Genomic DNA, 17,350 nt, shown 5'->3' with positions numbered 1-17,350 from the left:
TTTTAAGACCTATTGATCTTATTCACGTATTTTAACGTCAGTCTTAGGTTTTAGTTGCGATAGATCACACCGAGCTTCCCCATGTGGTTTACCACAATATCCGCCTACCTCTTTCGGGATAACAATCTTTGTGGATGAGCAGTGTATTCAGCGGATGCTGGTATATCAGAAGATATGGCGGTGCTGTTTTAATGCTTTTATAACTAAAAAAGTAATCAAATCAGTGAGCAAACCTCTGCTCGATGGCGCCACAAATGGCGACTGACGGGTGGGATGAGCGTGATGGAGGTAACCATGATTGAGCTTAATAGGCGAACCTTTTTAAAGGGAGCGGGAGCGAGCAGCGCCACGTGTGCGTTAGCCAGTCTGCTGCCGGGCAGCTTAGCGGCATTAGAGAATAAGCAGCTAAAGGGCATGGGCAAGGAAATTGCCAGTATTTGCGAAATGTGTTCAACCCGTTGCCCGATTTCGGCGCGGGTGATTGAGGGCAAAAACGTCTTCATTAGTGGCAACAAGGCCGCTAAATCCTTTGGCGGAAAAGTGTGTGCCCGAGGCGGTGCTGGCCATAGCTTACTGTACGATCCACAGCGTATCGTTAAACCGTTAAAGCGGGTTGGCGAACGTGGCGAAGGCAAATGGGCCGAGATCAGTTGGGATGAGGCTTATCAACTCATCGCCGAAAACCTAAATAAAATCAAAAAAGAACATGGCCCAGAGGCAGTGGCATTCTCGTCCAAATCGGGCTCACAAGAAAAGCATTTGTTTCACCTCGCGACCGCCTTTGGTAGTCCAAATACCTTTACCCACGCGTCGACGTGCCCTGGTGGTTATGAAATTGCGGCTAAGGCCATCTTTGGTACTAAGGTCAAACGAGATTTAAGTAATTCTAAATACATCATTAACTTCGGCCATAACCTGTACGAAGGCATCAATATGTCCGAAACCCGCGGCATGATGGCGGCGCAGATGGACAAAGGTGCCAAGCTGGTGGTGTTCGAGCCAAGATTCTCCGTCGTGGCCGATAAAGCCGATGAATGGTACGCCATTCGCCCCGGAACCGACGTTGCCGTCGCCTTGGCGTTATGCCATGTATTGATTGAAGATAATCTTTACGACAAGGCATTTGTCGCGCGCTATGTGGAAGGCTTCGAAGCCTTTGCCGCCGAAGTGAAAGCTTATACCCCTGAATGGGCAGAAACCATTTCCGATGTACCTGCCAAAGACATTCGCCGCATCGCCCACGAATATGCCGCTAAAGCGCCCCATGCTGTGGTCGATTTTGGTCACAGAGCCACCTTTACCACCGAAGAGTTTGAGATGCGCCGCGCCCTTTACGCCGCCAACGTCTTGATTGGTAATATTGAGCGTAAGGGCGGGATTTATATCGGCCAGAAACCCGGTGATTACAACAAGCTTGCCGGTGAAGCGGTTGCGCCCGTATTGGCAAAACCTGGCGTGAAAGACATGCCAAAACCCGCAGCGAAACGTATCGATCAGGTGGAAGAACAGTACGCCATGATGTGGACATCGGGCGGCGTTTACCAAACCATTCTCGATGCCACATTAAGCGCTGTGCCTTACCAGTTACACGGTTGGGTGATGTCACGCACTAACCCAATGCAAACCATGACAGACAGAGCACGCGTTGTTGAAGCGATGAAAAAGCTCGACTTTATCGCCGTGTGTGATGTGTATATCAGCGAAACCGCCGCCTATGCGGACGTGATTTTACCTGAGTCAACTTATCTTGAACGTGATGAAGAAATTGCTGATAAGTCAGGTAAAAATCCGGCCTATTATGTGCGCCAACGGGTCGTTGAAACCTTAGGTGATACTAAGCCTTCTTGGCAGATCTTTAAGGATGTGGGTGTGGCTATGGGCCTTGGCGAGTTCTATCCATGGGAAAACATGGAAACCCTGCAAATGCTGCAGGTGAACCGCGACACTGACCTGCTGCGCCGTATCAAAGACGAAGGTTTTGTGAGCTTCGGTAAGCCAATTATGTTGTGCGAGCCTAAGATGGTTGCCGAGTTTATTAAGGCATACCCCAATGCGCGACCTGCCGATGAAGACGGCACTTACGCCAGCGCACTCACCTTTAAAACCCCGAGTGGCAAGATTGAACTCACCTCCGCGAAAGTCGAAGCCATGGCACCGGGCCGTGGGGTGATCAAGTTCCGCGAAGTACATCTTAAAAAAGCAGATGAGCTGTACTTTATCCAAGGCAAAGTGGCGGTGCACACCAATGGCGCCACCCACAATGTGCCTATGCTCGCTAACCTGATGTCGGATAACGCTGTGTGGGTTCACCCCGTCACTGCGGGCAAATTAGGGATCAGCAATGGCGACCCAATCCGCCTCACCAGCAGTGTTGGCACAGAAGAAGGCCATGCCTTAGTCACGCCGGGCATTCGCCAAGATACTGTATTTGCTTATATGGGCTTTGGTTCTAAAAACAAAGAGTTGGTCAGAGCAACGGGCAAAGGTATCCACTGCGGTAACTTACTGCCGCACGTTACTGCTCCTGTGTGTGGCATGACAGTGCACACCACGGGCGTCACGCTGGCAAAGCGCTAATCGGAGGCTTAAATGAATAAACGATATGTAATGGTGCACGACGAGAACAAGTGCATCGGCTGCCAAGCCTGTAACGTGGCGTGTCGCAGTGAAAATGGCGTACCCGAAGGCGTTACTCGTCTGCAAGTGCGTGTGGAAGGCCCCTTTGGTGAGATGCCCAATCTGCATTTCAAATATCACAGGGTATCTTGCCAGCAATGTGAAGATGCACCCTGCGTTAAAGTGTGCCCAACAGGCGCGGCCTATGTGGGTGAAGACGGCATTATCTCTATCCATACCGAGAAGTGTGTCGGCTGTATGTACTGTGTGGCAGCGTGCCCTTATAAAGTGCGCTTTATGAACCCAGAAACCAAGGCGGCGGATAAGTGTAACTTCTGTAAAGACAGTCGTTTAGCACGGGGCGAAGAGCCAGCGTGTGTGACTGTGTGTCCAACCGATGCCTTAGTGTTTGGCGATGCTAATGATCCGCTGAGTGACGTGGCTATCATGCTCAACACTAAAATCACATACCAAGATAAAACCCATTTAGGCACTAAACCTAGGGTATATCGCGTTCCTACCAAGAGAGGGGGGATTTGATTATGAACAATACTTGGGGCGACATGGCGCAATATGATCCTGTCACTTGGCACTGGGTCATCGCCGTTTACCTGTTTATGGCGGGGTTATCCGCGGGCAGTTTATTGATTGGCATTGGTTTACGCTGGGCGAATAAGGAACTCAGCACCGGAGCCGAAAGCAGCATTCTTAAGGCGGCCGCCATTATTGGACCTGTGGCGATTAGCTTAGGTTTAGCCTGCTTAGTGTTTGATTTAACCAAACCCTTCCACTTCTGGTTGATCTTAATTCACTATAACTTCCAGTCTGTGATGGCCATTGGGGTGCTGGCGCTGCTGGCGTATTCTCCCTTAGCCTTTGCGTACGCCATTATTGTGCTGCGGGATGACTTACCAAAATGGGGGTTGGGTTTCCTAGCGCCTATCGCTAAGTTACTTATGCCATTTCGAAAGCTGATTGAAGTATTGTTGTTTGTCCTCGCCATTGGCGTAGGGGCTTACACTGGCTTCTTAATTTCGGCGATGAATGCTTACCCTATGCTCAACACTGCGGTACTGCCTGCGCTGTTTTTAGTGTCGGGTTTATCGGCGGGCGCTGCGGCAAACGCGGTACTGGCACTCTTGTTATTTAAAACTGACAGCCACGATAAAACTTTAGTCAAGATGCACGGTTTAGAGTTGCCTGTGATGGCGATTGAAATCTTGTTCCTGTTCATGTTGTTCTGCGCCTTGTACTTCAAGGGCGGCGCGGCGGCTGCGGCCTTAGCATCGTTAACCTCTGGGCTATGGGCAAGCGTGTTCTGGATAGGCGTTGTCGGTATCGGCTTTGGTATTCCATTGCTGTTCATGTTGTTACCAGCCGCTACTCGCCACACTAAGGGCGCGATGATCATGGTGGCTTGTGCGAGCTTAACGGGCGTACTCGCTCTAAGACACTTTATTGTGTACGCAGGGCAAAGCTATTTAAGCTGAGTGTAAGCTGGCTTTACATATTGATAGATAAAGAAAAAGCACTGGCAATGTCAGTGCTTTTTATTGTTTGAGTTTTGAGAAGGTTTGCCAGTACAAGCAGAGCGCTTATTGGGGCAATAACTCGATAACCGACTTCACCGTTAGCACTAAGGCGCTGATACTGCACAGGACTAATGTCGCCATTTTAGTCTTGTCTTTATCGACACTGCCCACCAATCGCCCCGCGACTAAATACCCTAAAAGCACAGAAGGTAGCAACATCAACGACAGCCACAGGTGCTTCAATTCTAATAAGCCAGTGATCGCCAGAATGACCATAGCTATGGTGGAGCTAAAAATGAAGAAGGCCGACAGGGCGGCGCGAAACTGCGAAGCGTCTTTGCCTGACAATAGAATCGCCATCGGCGGGCCACCAATAGCGGCAATATTGCCGAAGATCCCTGAAACCACGCCCGCACCGAAGAGGGTTTTCTTATTCACTGGCAGGCTGAATTTATACAGGCTGAGGATCACTGCGACAGTCACAATGGCGGCGATGGATAAACCGAGTATAGGTTGAGGCGCAAACAGCAATAAACTCGCGCCGATAAAACCGCCGGGCACGCGACCTAGGAGCGCATATTGCAAGCCATTGAATTCTAAGTGACCTCGTTCACGCACTAAGGTCAGCAGGGCGATGGAGAAACCCATAGCAATAACAGGCGCAGGTACAAGTTGTGGATCGACGATATACAGCAAAGGACTGGCGACAACCGCAAGCCCAAACCCAATCAGACTTTGGGTTAAGGCGCCCAGAAACACGACCAGCGAGGCTAAGGCGAGTGTCTGTGGATCTATCATAGAAAACATAGGATTTCCTATATCCCAAACCAACTCAAGATGGTGAAATTTAAAGTTTGAAGTCGCTTGGGTATAAACAAAAAGGGATCGTTAACGATCCCTATTGATGAGCACTGTGATATGACTTTGAAAGCGACGAGTCGCTATTCCATGTCTTCCCACTCTATTCCCATTTGATCCATCAACAACTTGGCTTCGGCGGGAATGCTGTCTGGGTTATCTTTTGACAGATCTTCATCGTTGGGCAATGGCTGGCCAGTGTAGGCGTGCAAAAATGCCTCACACAACAGCTCGCTGTTGGTGGCGTGACGCAAATTATTGACCTGACGACGAGTACGTTCGTCCGTGAGGACCTTAAGCACTTTGAGCGGAATAGACACAGTAATTTTTTTTACTTGTTCATTCTTCTTGCCATGTTCAGCATAGGGGCTGATGTATTCCCCATTCCATTCAGTCATTGACTCACCTGTTATAACGCTAAATTCGGGGCAGATTTTAAACCCTTACAAAGAACAGTCAAATTATTGCTACTATTTCTTTGTGATTGCAAACAGATTTCTTTATGTTCAGACGTCTAAACGTCTTCACGCCTATTGACGATGGCGTTGGGCTTAGGTACATTTAGACGTCCAGACATCTCTATCAGTCTACCGAATTTAGGAGTCCCCCCATGGCAGAGCGTCAATTAGCCACACTGGCAGTGCGTCAGGGTATCGAAAGCGATACTCAATATGGCGCAGTTGTGCCACCGATTTATTTGTCGACTAATTACGCCTTCGATGGTCATAAAAATCCCCGCGAATTCGATTACAGTCGTTCAGGCAACCCAACGCGCTGCATTTTAGGCGAAGCATTAGCCCAATTAGAAAAGGGCGCCACTGGCATAGTGACGTGCACTGGCATGGCGGCCATCACCTTAGTGACGACTTTGCTCGGCCCCGATGACCTATTAGTTGTGCCCCATGATTGCTATGGTGGTTCCTACCGTTTATTTACCAACTTGGCGAAGAAAGGCCAGTTTAAGCTCATTGTGGTCGACCAAACCGACAACCAAGCGTTAGCCGCCGCCATTGCGCAGAATCCTAAGATTGTGTGGCTCGAAACCCCATCGAACCCGTTATTGCGTGTGGTAGATATCGAAGCCATTGCTAAGGCGAGCCATGAGGTCGGCGCGCTGGTGGTGGTCGATAACACCTTTTTATCGCCGATATTGCAACAACCCCTATTGTTAGGCGCGGATATCGTTATCCACTCCACCACTAAATATATCAATGGTCATAGCGATGTGGTCGGCGGCGCTGTGGTCGCCAAAGACGCGCAAATCGGCGAAAGCTTACATTGGTGGTCGAACACTCTAGGCTTAACGGGGTCAGCCTTTGACAGTTATCTGACCCTGCGCGGCCTACGTACCTTAGCGGTGCGTATTCGCGAGCATCAAACCAATGCCCAGCGTATTATTGAGGTATTAACGCAAAGCCCTGTGGTGAGCAAAGTCTATTATCCCGGTCTTGCGGATCACCCAGGTCATGCCATTGCGGCCAAGCAACAACAGGGCTTTGGCGCTATGCTGAGTTTTGAGCTCAAAGGCGGTGAGGCCGAAGTCGTGGCCTTTTTAGGTGCACTCAGCTTATTTAGTGTGGCGGAAAGTTTAGGTGGCGTCGAAAGTTTAGTGGCAGTGCCCGCCACTATGACCCACAGAGCCATGGAGCCGCAAGCGCGCTTCGAGGCTGGTATTAAGGACACCCTATTGCGTCTATCGGTGGGTATTGAAGATGCCGCCGATTTAGTTGCAGATATTCAAGCAGGATTAGCCGCCGTTGCGGCTTGTCAGTAGAGGAATAATAGATGGCACGTTGTCACTTACATAAATTTGGTGGCTCCAGTTTAGCGGATGCCGATTGTTATCGCCGAGTCGCCCATATCCTGTTAACCCACGGTCATAGTGATGATCTCGTTGTGGTCTCTGCGGCGGGTAAAAGCACGAATTTCCTGTATAAATTATTAGCGCTGCGTGATGCGGGTCAGCTATGGCAAGAAGAGTTACAAGTGCTGATCAGCTACCAACAGGGGTTGATTGAGCAGTTGTTGTCGAATGAACAAGCCCGCGATCTGCGTGAGCGTTTGGCCACAGATAAAGCGCAACTCATCAGCTTGTTGTCCTTAGACGAGCGCAACGAATATCAAATCAACCATGTGGTGAGCTTTGGCGAACGTTGGTCGGCACGTTTAATGGCGGCGCTGCTGCGCGAATCTGGCGTGGCGGCAAGCCATGTGGATGCCTGTTCAATTTTAGTGGCCGATGAAGCCGCTGTGCCGCAAATTCGGGTACAAGAATCCCGCGCTAAAGTACAAGCCCTATTAGCCGCCCACCCAAATGAACGCTTAGTGATCACAGGTTTTATCTGTGCTAACGAGCGTGGCGATACCCTATTACTTGGCCGTAATGGTTCAGATTTTAGTGCCAGCCTGATTGCCAGCCTTGCCGATATCGAGCGCGTGACCATTTGGACCGATGTGGAAGGGGTGTTCAACGCCGATCCTAATAAAATCAACGATGCCAAGTTACTGAAAAGCATGTCACTTGCCGAAGCCGATCGCCTAGCGCGTTTAGGCTCGCCAGTATTGCATTCGCGCACTTTGCAGCCGTTATTCAATACCGAAGTGAGCTTAGCTGTGCGTTCAAGTTATGCGTCCCACACTGACTTTACCTTGATCGCTCCCCACAGTTCGTCGGCGAGCGCGCCTGTGGTGACTAACCTCAATGCTGTTGTCCTGTTCGGCTTTAAACTCACGGGTGAGTTAACTCGTTTATTAGATTTATTGATTGCCGCGGGTTTAACGCCATTGGCCCATTGGACCTCTGCCCATCAAAGGGTTGAACTTGCCTATACCGCTGAGAATCAAAAACAAGTTCAAAGATTACTCGATGCCGAGGCAGAAGCATTAGGGATCAGCGAGCAGCAGATCAACACAGATTTTGGTTTAGTCGCATTAGTGAGTGCCGACGCCGAACATTATCGCCGCAGCTTCGCGCGTTTACTGAGCCGTGATGCTAAACCTTTGTTCAGTGGCGATTTAAGTTTAGTGACGTTAGTGCCCCAGTCACAGGTGAATCTGTTAACCCAAAAAGTTCACCGTCGCTGCGCTGGCCCGCGTAAACGCATTGGTGTCCTGTTGCTCGGTGTGGGTAATATCGGTGAGGCATGGATCGATCTGTTTAAGTCGGTTTCGCCATCACTGGACCATGAACTCGAAGCCAGTGTTGAGTTAGTCGGTTTAGTCAGTTCGAGTAAAGCTTTGATTAAATCCACTGGGATTAATCTTGCTGCGTGGCAAACAGAGTTTAATACTGAAGCAACGCCTTGGCAGTATGAACATTTATTCGAGCAATTAGAGCAAGTTAACTGCGATGAGCTGGTGGCCTTAGATATCAGTGCCAGCGCCAGTTTGACGCTGCAATATCCAGAGCTATTCGAGCGTGGCATCCATGTGGTGAGCGCGAATAAACTTGCGGGCTCGGGTCCACTGCCTTTCTATCGAGAGTTAAAGCAGCAACTGGGTAATCGTCGTTTGTTTTGGCGCTATAACGCCAGCTGTGGCGCAGGTTTACCTATCCAACATGCGCTGAATGATTTGCGTAACAGCGGTGATAGTGTTGAAGCGGTAGGCGGGATTTTCTCTGGCACCTTGTGTTGGTTATTTGAGAAATACGATACCAGCAAGCCATTTTCAGAATTAGTGATTGAAGCCAGAGGCTTAGGTATTACTGAACCTGATCCCCGCGACGATCTCTCCGGCCGAGATATGCAGCGTAAACTGCTTATTTTGGCCCGTGAAATTGGCCTTGAAATCGAGCTCGAAGATATTGAACTGCGCTCACTCGTACCAGCCGCTTTGGCGGATATTCCCTTAGATCAATTTCTCACCCGCATTGCCGAGTTAGATGCCGATCTGCTGCAACAGTATGGTGCGGCGGCGGAGCAAAATAAGGTGCTTAGATATGTGGCATCCTTAGACAACAGCGGTCCAGAGCTTAAGGCCGAAGTGGGCTTGCAGTGGATCGATACTCATCACCCTTACGCCAACTTAACCCCTGGTGATAATGTGTTTGTGATCCGCAGTGTCTTCTACCAAGGTAATCCGCTGATCATCCGTGGACCGGGCGCTGGACGCGAAGTGACCGCTGCGGCGGTGCAGTCGGATCTGACTCAGATCTGTCGCGATCTGCTGCAGGAATAACGCGATATCAAGCCTCTTAAAGGACTCATTCGAGTCCTTTTTTATTGGCTAGAATAAATCTATCGAATTAACCGAGATTAAATGCGGTTTATGGGTATTTTTGGGCTTGACTTACATCTCAGTTTCTCTAGTATATGGACATATAGACGTCCAAACGTCCATTTGAACTAATTCATACTAGCAAAGAGTAGCGCCAAGGGCGGTTGAGGAAATACACATGGCTTTTCATCACGCACAACATTCACAATCGCTGAACCAGAGCTTGTCTGAGCTTAATGGCGATATTAATGTTTCTTTTGAGTTTTTCCCGCCATCGACCCCCGAAATGGAACAGATCCTGTGGAACTCTATCCGTCGTTTAGAGCCGCTGAATCCTAAGTTTGTGTCTGTGACTTACGGTGCTAACTCAGGCGTGCGCGACCGCACACACGGCGTGATTGAACGTATCCAACAGGAAACTGACCTCGTTGCCGCGCCGCACTTAACCTTAGTGGATGCCAGCGATGAAGAGCTGTTAGAACTGGCTAAGCATTACTGGAAATCGGGCATTCGTGACATAGTGGCACTGCGGGGTGATTTACCCGCGGGTAGCCCAAAGCCAACCCGTTTTGCGGTCGATTTAGTGCGTTTACTGCGCTCAGTGGCTGACTTTGATATTTCAGTTGCGGCCTATCCAGAAGTGCATCCCGATGCGAGCAATGCACAGGCGGATTTGATCAACCTTAAGCGTAAGATTGATGCGGGCGCTAGCCGTGCCATTACCCAATTTTTCTTCGATGTGGAATCTTACCTGCGTTTTCGTGACCGCTGCGTTGCCGCCGGTATCGACGTTGAAATTGTGCCGGGCATTTTACCTGTGACTAACTTTACCCAGTTAAAACGTTTTGCTGGCATGACCAATGTGTCGTTACCGAATTGGTTACATAAGCAATTCGACGGCCTAGAAAACGATGCGGGTACACGCCAATTGGTGGGGGCAAACGTGGCCATCGACATGGTGAAAGTGCTGTCCCGCGAAGGCGTGAAGGATTTCCATTTTTACACCTTAAATCGCGCCGAATTGACCTACGCGATTTGCCACACTTTAGGCGTACGTCCTAAATAAAACTTTATAAAATAAGCTAATAAAAACGCCGCAGAGAATGCGGCGTTTTGTTTTGTTTAAATTCTAAATTGAGCTAATAAAGTTGTTAAACGGGCTGCGAGTTGGGCAAGTTCATCGCCAGCGCGTGCGGTTTGTACCGCACTATCTGTCGCATTGGTCGCAATATCATTGATGTTATTAACATTTTTATTAATCTCAGCCGAAACCGCACATTGCTCATTTGCAGCGCTGGCGATCTGGATATTCATCTGGCTAATGGTGGAAACCGCATGGGTAATGGCTTCGAGTGCTTCACCCGCTTGGTGAACTTGGGATACACAGCTTTGGGTGGTGCGGGTGCTGGTTTCCATCGCATTGACTGTAGACTTAGCTTTATGCTGAAGCGCTTCGATCATCTGCTGAATTTCTGCCGTAGATGCTTGAGTGCGACTCGCCAGAGTGCGTACTTCATCGGCAACGACTGCAAACCCTCGACCTTGTTCTCCCGCCCTTGCGGCTTCAATTGCCGCATTGAGTGCGAGTAAATTAGTTTGGTCGGCAATATTACGGATAACTACAAGTACAGAATCGATTTCAGCGGTATTACGCTCTAATTCATTGATTTCACTCGCTGCTGTGGCTATTTCCTCGGCCAGTATGGCGATAGTGGTTACTACTTTTTGTACAACCAATTTGCCTTGTTCGGTTGAGTCATTGGCATGATTGGCTGCATCGGCCGCATCGGTCGCATTATGGGCAACTTCTTGTACCGTTGCGGCCATTTCATTCATTGCGGTGGCAACTTGCTCGGTTTCGAGGTGCTGACGACTCGCCATCTTCTGGGTTTCCCGCGTAATGCTCGACATTTCTTCAGCAGAGGTGGCGAGCAGGCTTGTTGAGTCGGCGACGTGGGAAACTGTGTTGTGGATTTTTTCTACAAAGCGGTTGAATGCCATCGATAATTCAGCAATTTCATCCTTACCTTTTACCGCGATTCGGCGGGTTAAATCGCCTTCACCTTCAGCGATATCATTCATGGCTTGGGTGGTTTCAGCGATAGGGCGAGTAATGCCTTTGGCAATAAACCAAGCAATGGCAGTTCCAATGACCAGAGCCACTAAACCGATAAGGATCAACTTAAGGCGAATATCCGCTATCGCTTGTTCTGAATGGGTTCTATCCATCGCAATATCGAGTACGCCAAACACGTTTCCTGAGTAATCTTTTATGGCGTGGCGATACAGGGCGTAGGTTTTGTTATTTAAGGAAATAGTGCGTATGACTTCATGGCCTTGCATGACGTTATTGAGTTCATCTGTCGCTTGGGTATCAGGCGTGAATGTAGCGCCAAATAACTTATATCCAGAATCATCTGGCAAGATGAGGGCAATTTCTGCTTGATAGGCTTGTTTAAAATTATCAAAAAAGGGTTGACCGAAGGACATGCCAAACTCAACTGATCCTGTGTGTTGTCCGTTGTAACTCATTGGAACTAAACCACGAATACCTAATCCTTCCACTCCATATTCCAAGCCATAAAGAGGGCGCTTTTGGCTATTTGTTTCAACTATGGTCTTGCGTATGCTGGTGAGATCATCGCCAAATTTTTCGGGACGATGCAAGCGTAGAAAAGAAGTGGCTGGTGGCCTATGAAATTGGAATTGCTGAACCGCAAAATCGCGCTTAAGTTGGGTAAATATAGGTAAGGTACGGGCGGTGAGTTCATCACGTTCACCTGTTGCAAAGGTGCTTTGAACTTCTGGCGTGAGTGAGATGATGGTTGCCATTGCTTCGGCTAATTTGCCCGATGAGGCTATCTCGGCAACAGCGGTTTCATAGATCTTATGGAGTTCTCTTTGCTCTGATTCTGCAACTTGGCGACTGAATTCAGAGAGAACGAGCGGCATGATAAAGCTCATTACTGTTAACAGTAATAGACAGATCCCAATAACGATCCTCGTACTAATTTTTAGATTTATCAAAACAGCCTCCAATTCATGTGCAAATCAACTCAATTTATCCGTTTGATATTATAGAGATACAACTTGATAAGATTTGAGAGGGCGCGAACCTTTTTAAGTTATTTATTCCCTCTTACGCTCGTTTCGTGCCCTTGGACACAGATCTATTTGTGACCTAAATATTTACTTAGCCTGCTAACTAAGTATAATGCTTAGCCTGCTAACTAAGTATAATGCTTAGCACGCTAACTAAATAGGTGAGCAAGATGCAAAAAGAATTAGAGCGACTAAAAGAGTTATCACTGGCGGAGCATTTAGGCCGTCTGCATCGACTGTGGCGTACCGTGGCCGATGTTGAGCTGGCACCTTTAGGATTAACTCATCCCCGTTGGACTGCCCTTTGGAAACTGCTGCGTTTAGGCGACAGCGTGAGCCAGAAAGTATTGGCCGATGCCTTAGAAATTGAATTGGCTTCGCTAATGCGCACCTTAGGGCAATTAGAAGAGCAAGGTTTAGTCGAGCGTCATTGTTGTGACAAAGATAAGCGGGCAAGGATTGTGAGCCTGACGCCAGCGGGATTAGATGTTTTAAAGCAAATGGAAGCGCGGATTATTCAAGTGCGCCGTGAGTTATTAGGCGGGATCAGTGCCGAAGAGTTGAGCGAATTTGAACGCATTATTAGCCTGATCAGCGACAACGCAAGCGCCAAATTAACCAAGGTTACAGACACCCTTTTGTGAGAAAGAAGATGACACCGGATCAACAGTTTGCCCGTTTAGTAAAATTTGCCATGTTTGGCTTTGTGATGGTTTTTGGCTATTTCATGCTGGCCGACACTATGATGCCATTGACGCCTCAAGCCATGGCGACCCGTGTAGTGACTAAAGTGACACCGCAGATCAGCGGTAAAATCCAGACCATAGCCGTGACCAATAACCAAGCGGTTGCCAAGGGTGATTTGTTGTTTCAAGTCGATCCCGCACCCTATGAGTTAGCGGTATCGCAGGCTAAATTGGCCTTAGAGCAAGCCCGTCAAGATAATGCTGAGTTAGATGCCTCGCTACTGGCCGCTAAGGCCGAGGTCAATGCCAATAAAACCACCTCACAACAAAAACGCAGCGAGGCTAAACGTCTCGATGCCCTGTATGCCACCCATGGTGTATCGCAGCAGCAAAAGGAGCTAGCCGATAGCGATGCCGCAGCTGCTGAAGCTAATTTGCTTGCCGCCAATGCGCGTTTAGAAAAACTCAAAGTGAGTCGTGGCAGTTATGGCGAAGAGAATCTTAAAGTGCGTCAGGCGCAAAACCATTTAGCCCAAGCCGAGCTTAATCTGTCTTATACCCAAATACGTGCTGATCAAGATGGGATAGTGACTAACCTGCAGTTAGAAGTCGGTAGTTTTGCGACCGTGGGGCAACCTCTGTTGGCCGTGGTATCGGATAAAGTGGATATTATTGCCGATTTTCGCGAGAAGAGCCTGCGTGGCGTGAATGCTTCTTCGACCGCTTTGATTGCGTTCGATGGCGAACCTGGGCGTTTATATCGGGCGACGGTGAGCAGTGTCGATGCGGGCGTGAGTGCAGGGCAATTCGATGCCAATGGCCGTTTAGCCGCGCCACAGGAATCGGACCGTTGGGTACGTGATGCCCAAAGATTGAGATTACATCTAGTGTTAGATGGTATGGCAATGAACAGCTTACCTGCGGGTGCGCGCGCGACCGTGCAACTGCTGCCCGAGAATAGCCTGTTTAGCTTGCTCGCTAAGGTGCAAATTAAAACAATCAGCCTGCTGCACTATATTTACTAGAATGTTTACTAGCATATTTACCGACATATCCATTAGTACTTATCTGTGTTGACGAGCACGAGTGACTCGCGGTGGTTTGTATTTGCCACGAGTCGCTTGAGTGAACGCTTCAAAGCAACATAAGTGTGAACGCAGCATAAGCCAGCTAAACATCCTCATTTAATGTATCGATAGAACAAGGCGACGAGCATGTTACTACGCCATAGCCCATTGACGGCCAACGATTTACGCCAGTGTTTACGGATTGCGACTGGCGCGACCTTAGGTTTTACCCTGTGTAAAATTTTTGGTTGGAGCAATGGAGTCTTCTTCACTGTGACACCTATGCTACTACTCGGATTAGTGCCAGTGATGAATGGCCATGCTATGCGCCAATTATTAGCTTCATCTGCCATTGCTGGGTTAGAGGTTGGGTTACTCGGCGGTTTCTTTGGCAGCCATCCCGGTATGATGACTCCCATCGTTTTCCTATTATTTTTATACCGCTTTGCGGCCATGTCCCGCGGCAGTTTGTTTCTCTTTGGTGCCAACGGTGTGCTGAGTCTCAGTATCATGCTGCACTTTGCCAGCTATCCCGGCGTTGACTTAAACGACTTAGTTTTCAGTAACTTTTGGGCGACAGCACTGTCAGTTGTTATCGCCTACGCTATGACGGCACTCTGGCCCGATGTTGAACCAAGAGCGGCTTACAAACCTGGGCCTAAGGCGCCGCATCGAATGCGCCACGAAGCCTTGCTCGGTGCGACCATAGCGACGGCATCATTTCTGGTGTTCCAAATATTTGATCTGCGGGATTCGATGTCGGCTCAAGCGACCACTCTTTTGCTATTGTTTCCCATGCATTGGAATGGTGCACTTGACTATGCCCGTAAGCGCGCCATAGGCACCCTATTGGGGGTGTCGTTTGGGATACTCGTGCAGTTGCTGCTCTATGATTGGTCAGGGCTATTGATGTTAGTTGTCCCCTTGTTGTGGATTGGACTGATGATTTTTAGCCAAGCCCATGTGCGCGAGGCGAATGGCTCTGGCGTGGGTTTTGGTGCTATGACCACGTTAGGGATTTTGTTTGGGCAGTATTTGACCCCAGGTAACGACTTAATCTTCAGTGCCTTATACCGAGTGAGCAGTATTTTAATCGCTATCGTTGGCACGTTACTTTTATGCTATTTGATACATAAGTTATTGAATCGTTTCGAATCGACGCGATTTGGTTATTGATCAGGCCATTAAGTCTTTAAGGCTTGCAGCTTAACCTTGTACAGAGTAAGGTAAATTTATCCCGTTTGAATTGAACAATAAGTGACTCTTAATGAATGTTAAGGCTCATTTATTGGCTGTTTTAAAAATGGGCGGCTGATTTTAAAATGGGTTTAGTGTGTGAGCACAAACATAAATAACAATAACCCCTATGCTTTAGAGCTTAATTCTCTTCAAGGATAGAACATGAAGATTAAAACATTAGTCATAGGCTTAACGCTATGTAGCGGCTATGCCGCTGCCGCCGAGCCTTCTGACAAACAATCGATGAACGTTATCCCACAAGCTGCACAGCTATGTGTGTCTTGTCATGGGGCTGCGGGTGAGGGTATTGAACCACTTGGCCCTCGATTAGCGGGATTATCTAAAGAATATATCTCGACACAATTGCAGCATTTCCAAGCGGGCGTTCGCCAAAACGCGACCATGATGCCGATGGCAATGACGCTCCAAGGTGACGGTATTGAGCAAGTGTCGAGCTATTTTTCAGCTAAGCCTGCCAATGACGTCAAGCCTGTTATCCGCGGTGAACAAGTTGTTTTTAATGACGACACCGCCCGTTTAGCCTATCAAGGTGATTGGTCCCGTGGTTTACCAGCCTGCGTGACCTGCCATGGTCCTTCTGCATTAGGTGGCGGCTTATTTCCTCGCTTAGCAGGTCAACAGGCGAGTTATATCAAAACGCAATTATTGGCATGGCAGTCGGGAACACGTAAAGGTGACGTCGATGGCATGATGGGGAGCGTCGCGAATAAGCTCACCGTCGCCGAGATTGATGCGTTAGCCAACTATTTTGCGAATTTAAAATAAGGAGCCGGCCATGAAATATTCCGCAATGTTATTACTGGCCGCGATGGGGTCGTTAACCGTTCAGGCGCAAGCTGAAACTGAGCCAGTACAAGAACGCCCAGATAAGCAAGCTCCGCTGCCTTCTTTCCCTAAGGTAGCAGATCAAACCTATCTTACCCCTAGACCTTTGAGTGCGATTCCCGAAGGCGCCTTTGGTGATAAAGTGCGTTTAGGTTATCAACTGTTTGTGAATACCCAACAGCTGCGTAATAAGTATGTGGGTAATGAGCTTAACTGTACCAATTGCCATATGGATGCAGGCCGTAAAGCCAATGCATCACCCCTTTGGGGCGCGTATTTTGCTTATCCGGCGTATCGTAAAAAAGACAATAAAGTCAGTAGCTTTGAAGAACGCATCCAAGGTTGTTTTAACTATTCGATGAATGGTAAAGCCCCCGCATCAGGTAGCCCTGAGTTAGTGGCGCTTTCTGCCTACGCCTATTGGTTAGGCATGGGCGGCTTGATGGATGAGGCTAATATCAGTGGCCCTGTTCCTGAGATCAGTGATGCTGAGTTAGTCAAAGGTGCCAAGCGGGATGACTTCCCACTACCAGAGGCATTAGCTAAGGCGATGACAGTTGAGCAACGTGCTAACTTGCCGGGGCGAGCTTATCCTGAGATCCCAAAACCCGAACAAGCCTATTCACCTGAACGAGGTAAAGCCGTGTATGTCGCCCATTGCCAAACTTGTCATGGTGTTGATGGGCAAGGTCAAGCCATTGCGGGGGTGTATGCACTGCCGCCGCTGTGGGGACCTCAAAGTTATAACTGGGGAGCGGGAATGCACAGGGTCAATACTGCCGCATTTTTCATTTATGAAAACATGCCCTTTGGTAAGAGCATGCAGCTGACGAACCAACAGGCTTGGGATGTTGCCGCTTATATCAACTCCCACGAGCGTCCACAGGACCCACGTAACAAAGGCGATGTGAAGCAAGCGCAGGAGAAATACCACAATGACAGCGATTACTATGGTCTCACGGTCGATGGCAAAGTGTTAGGCACTGAGTCCTATCCGATTTTTCCTAAGAAGTCATAGTTGAGCCGCTGAGATTAAGTGCTCGTGTGATGTTATAAAGCGAGTGAATAAGTTAGACAGAAAAGCCAGCAAGCATTTAACTTTGCTGGCTTTTTTTATTGGTCAATTGTACAGAGTGCTCTGTGATTTCAGGGTATTAGTACTTAGTGGTTTAGCCCGCTAGTATAG

14 protein-coding genes are annotated in these 17,350 nt (G+C 48.7%); 11 read left to right on the top strand and 3 right to left on the bottom strand.

The genetic code is table 11. The annotated features are described in order from the left end of the window. The first annotated feature begins 294 nt into the window (after window positions 1–294). Genes phsA through nrfD form a run of 3 tightly spaced genes read left to right on the top strand, consistent with a single transcriptional unit; the run spans window position 295 to window position 4,106 of the window. A complete protein-coding gene (gene phsA, locus L5M37_RS12920) occupies window positions 295–2,577 on the top strand; it encodes a thiosulfate reductase PhsA (protein ID WP_263200695.1) in 2,283 nt (760 codons plus the stop codon). Between the two features lie 12 nt (window positions 2,578–2,589). Further along, a complete protein-coding gene (locus L5M37_RS12915; RefSeq protein ID WP_259511467.1) occupies window positions 2,590–3,156 on the top strand; it encodes a 4Fe-4S dicluster domain-containing protein in 567 nt (188 codons plus the stop codon). Between the two features lie 2 nt (window positions 3,157–3,158). Next, window positions 3,159–4,106, top strand: a complete 948-nt coding sequence (gene nrfD / locus L5M37_RS12910) for an NrfD/PsrC family molybdoenzyme membrane anchor subunit (RefSeq protein ID WP_259483765.1) — start codon at window positions 3,159–3,161, stop codon at window positions 4,104–4,106. 105 nt (window positions 4,107–4,211) lie between these two features. Here nrfD and L5M37_RS12905 read toward each other — a convergent pair whose 3' ends face one another. Then, complete coding sequence (locus L5M37_RS12905) at window positions 4,212–4,955, bottom strand: sulfite exporter TauE/SafE family protein (RefSeq protein WP_263200691.1); 744 nt, start codon at window positions 4,953–4,955, stop codon at window positions 4,212–4,214. A gap of 134 nt (window positions 4,956–5,089) precedes the next feature. After that, entirely contained in the window at window positions 5,090–5,404 is a 315-nt protein-coding gene (gene metJ / locus L5M37_RS12900) for a met regulon transcriptional regulator MetJ (protein ID WP_105251319.1), read from the bottom strand. A 212-nt stretch (window positions 5,405–5,616) separates the two neighbouring features. On the opposite strand from metJ, the gene metB reads away from it, so the two are divergent. The 3 genes from metB to metF all read left to right on the top strand — a co-directional run bounded on the left by metB (window position 5,617) and on the right by metF (window position 10,290). Next, a complete protein-coding gene (metB, locus tag L5M37_RS12895) occupies window positions 5,617–6,780 on the top strand; it encodes a cystathionine gamma-synthase (protein ID WP_263200690.1) in 1,164 nt (387 codons plus the stop codon). Between the two features lie 11 nt (window positions 6,781–6,791). Beyond that, complete coding sequence (locus L5M37_RS12890; protein WP_105251321.1) at window positions 6,792–9,185, top strand: bifunctional aspartate kinase/homoserine dehydrogenase II; 2,394 nt, start codon at window positions 6,792–6,794, stop codon at window positions 9,183–9,185. A 217-nt stretch (window positions 9,186–9,402) separates the two neighbouring features. Next, window positions 9,403–10,290 (top strand): methylenetetrahydrofolate reductase, encoded by an 888-nt coding sequence (gene metF, locus L5M37_RS12885; protein ID WP_012088154.1) that lies wholly within the window; start codon window positions 9,403–9,405, stop codon window positions 10,288–10,290. A 56-nt stretch (window positions 10,291–10,346) separates the two neighbouring features. Here the strand turns inward: metF and L5M37_RS12880 are convergent, their stop codons facing one another. Next, window positions 10,347–12,248 (bottom strand): methyl-accepting chemotaxis protein, encoded by a 1,902-nt coding sequence (locus tag L5M37_RS12880; RefSeq protein WP_263200742.1) that lies wholly within the window; start codon window positions 12,246–12,248, stop codon window positions 10,347–10,349. A 248-nt stretch (window positions 12,249–12,496) separates the two neighbouring features. On the opposite strand from L5M37_RS12880, the gene slyA reads away from it, so the two are divergent. The 5 genes from slyA (at window position 12,497) to L5M37_RS12855 (ending at window position 17,182) form a co-directional block, all read left to right on the top strand. Next, window positions 12,497–12,970, top strand: a complete 474-nt coding sequence (gene slyA / locus L5M37_RS12875) for a transcriptional regulator SlyA (protein ID WP_105251323.1) — start codon at window positions 12,497–12,499, stop codon at window positions 12,968–12,970. 8 nt (window positions 12,971–12,978) lie between these two features. Next, on the top strand, window positions 12,979–14,037 hold the full coding sequence (locus L5M37_RS12870; RefSeq protein ID WP_263200688.1) for an HlyD family secretion protein: 1,059 nt from the start codon (window positions 12,979–12,981) through the stop codon (window positions 14,035–14,037). Window positions 14,038–14,226: 189 nt separating this feature from the next. After that, complete coding sequence (locus tag L5M37_RS12865) at window positions 14,227–15,255, top strand: DUF2955 domain-containing protein (protein WP_263200686.1); 1,029 nt, start codon at window positions 14,227–14,229, stop codon at window positions 15,253–15,255. A gap of 225 nt (window positions 15,256–15,480) precedes the next feature. Continuing rightward, a complete protein-coding gene (locus L5M37_RS12860) occupies window positions 15,481–16,104 on the top strand; it encodes a c-type cytochrome (protein ID WP_113940045.1) in 624 nt (207 codons plus the stop codon). 10 nt (window positions 16,105–16,114) lie between these two features. Further along, window positions 16,115–17,182 (top strand): c-type cytochrome, encoded by a 1,068-nt coding sequence (locus tag L5M37_RS12855; RefSeq protein ID WP_263193251.1) that lies wholly within the window; start codon window positions 16,115–16,117, stop codon window positions 17,180–17,182. The last annotated feature ends 168 nt before the right edge of the window (window positions 17,183–17,350 follow it).

Origin of the sequence: Shewanella sp. SM69, assembly GCF_025653985.1 — a bacterium.
Classification (GTDB): Bacteria; Pseudomonadota; Gammaproteobacteria; order Enterobacterales; family Shewanellaceae; genus Shewanella; species Shewanella oncorhynchi.
The sequence above is the reverse complement of the archived record's forward strand: the minus strand, read 5'-3'. Positions and strand labels throughout refer to the sequence as shown.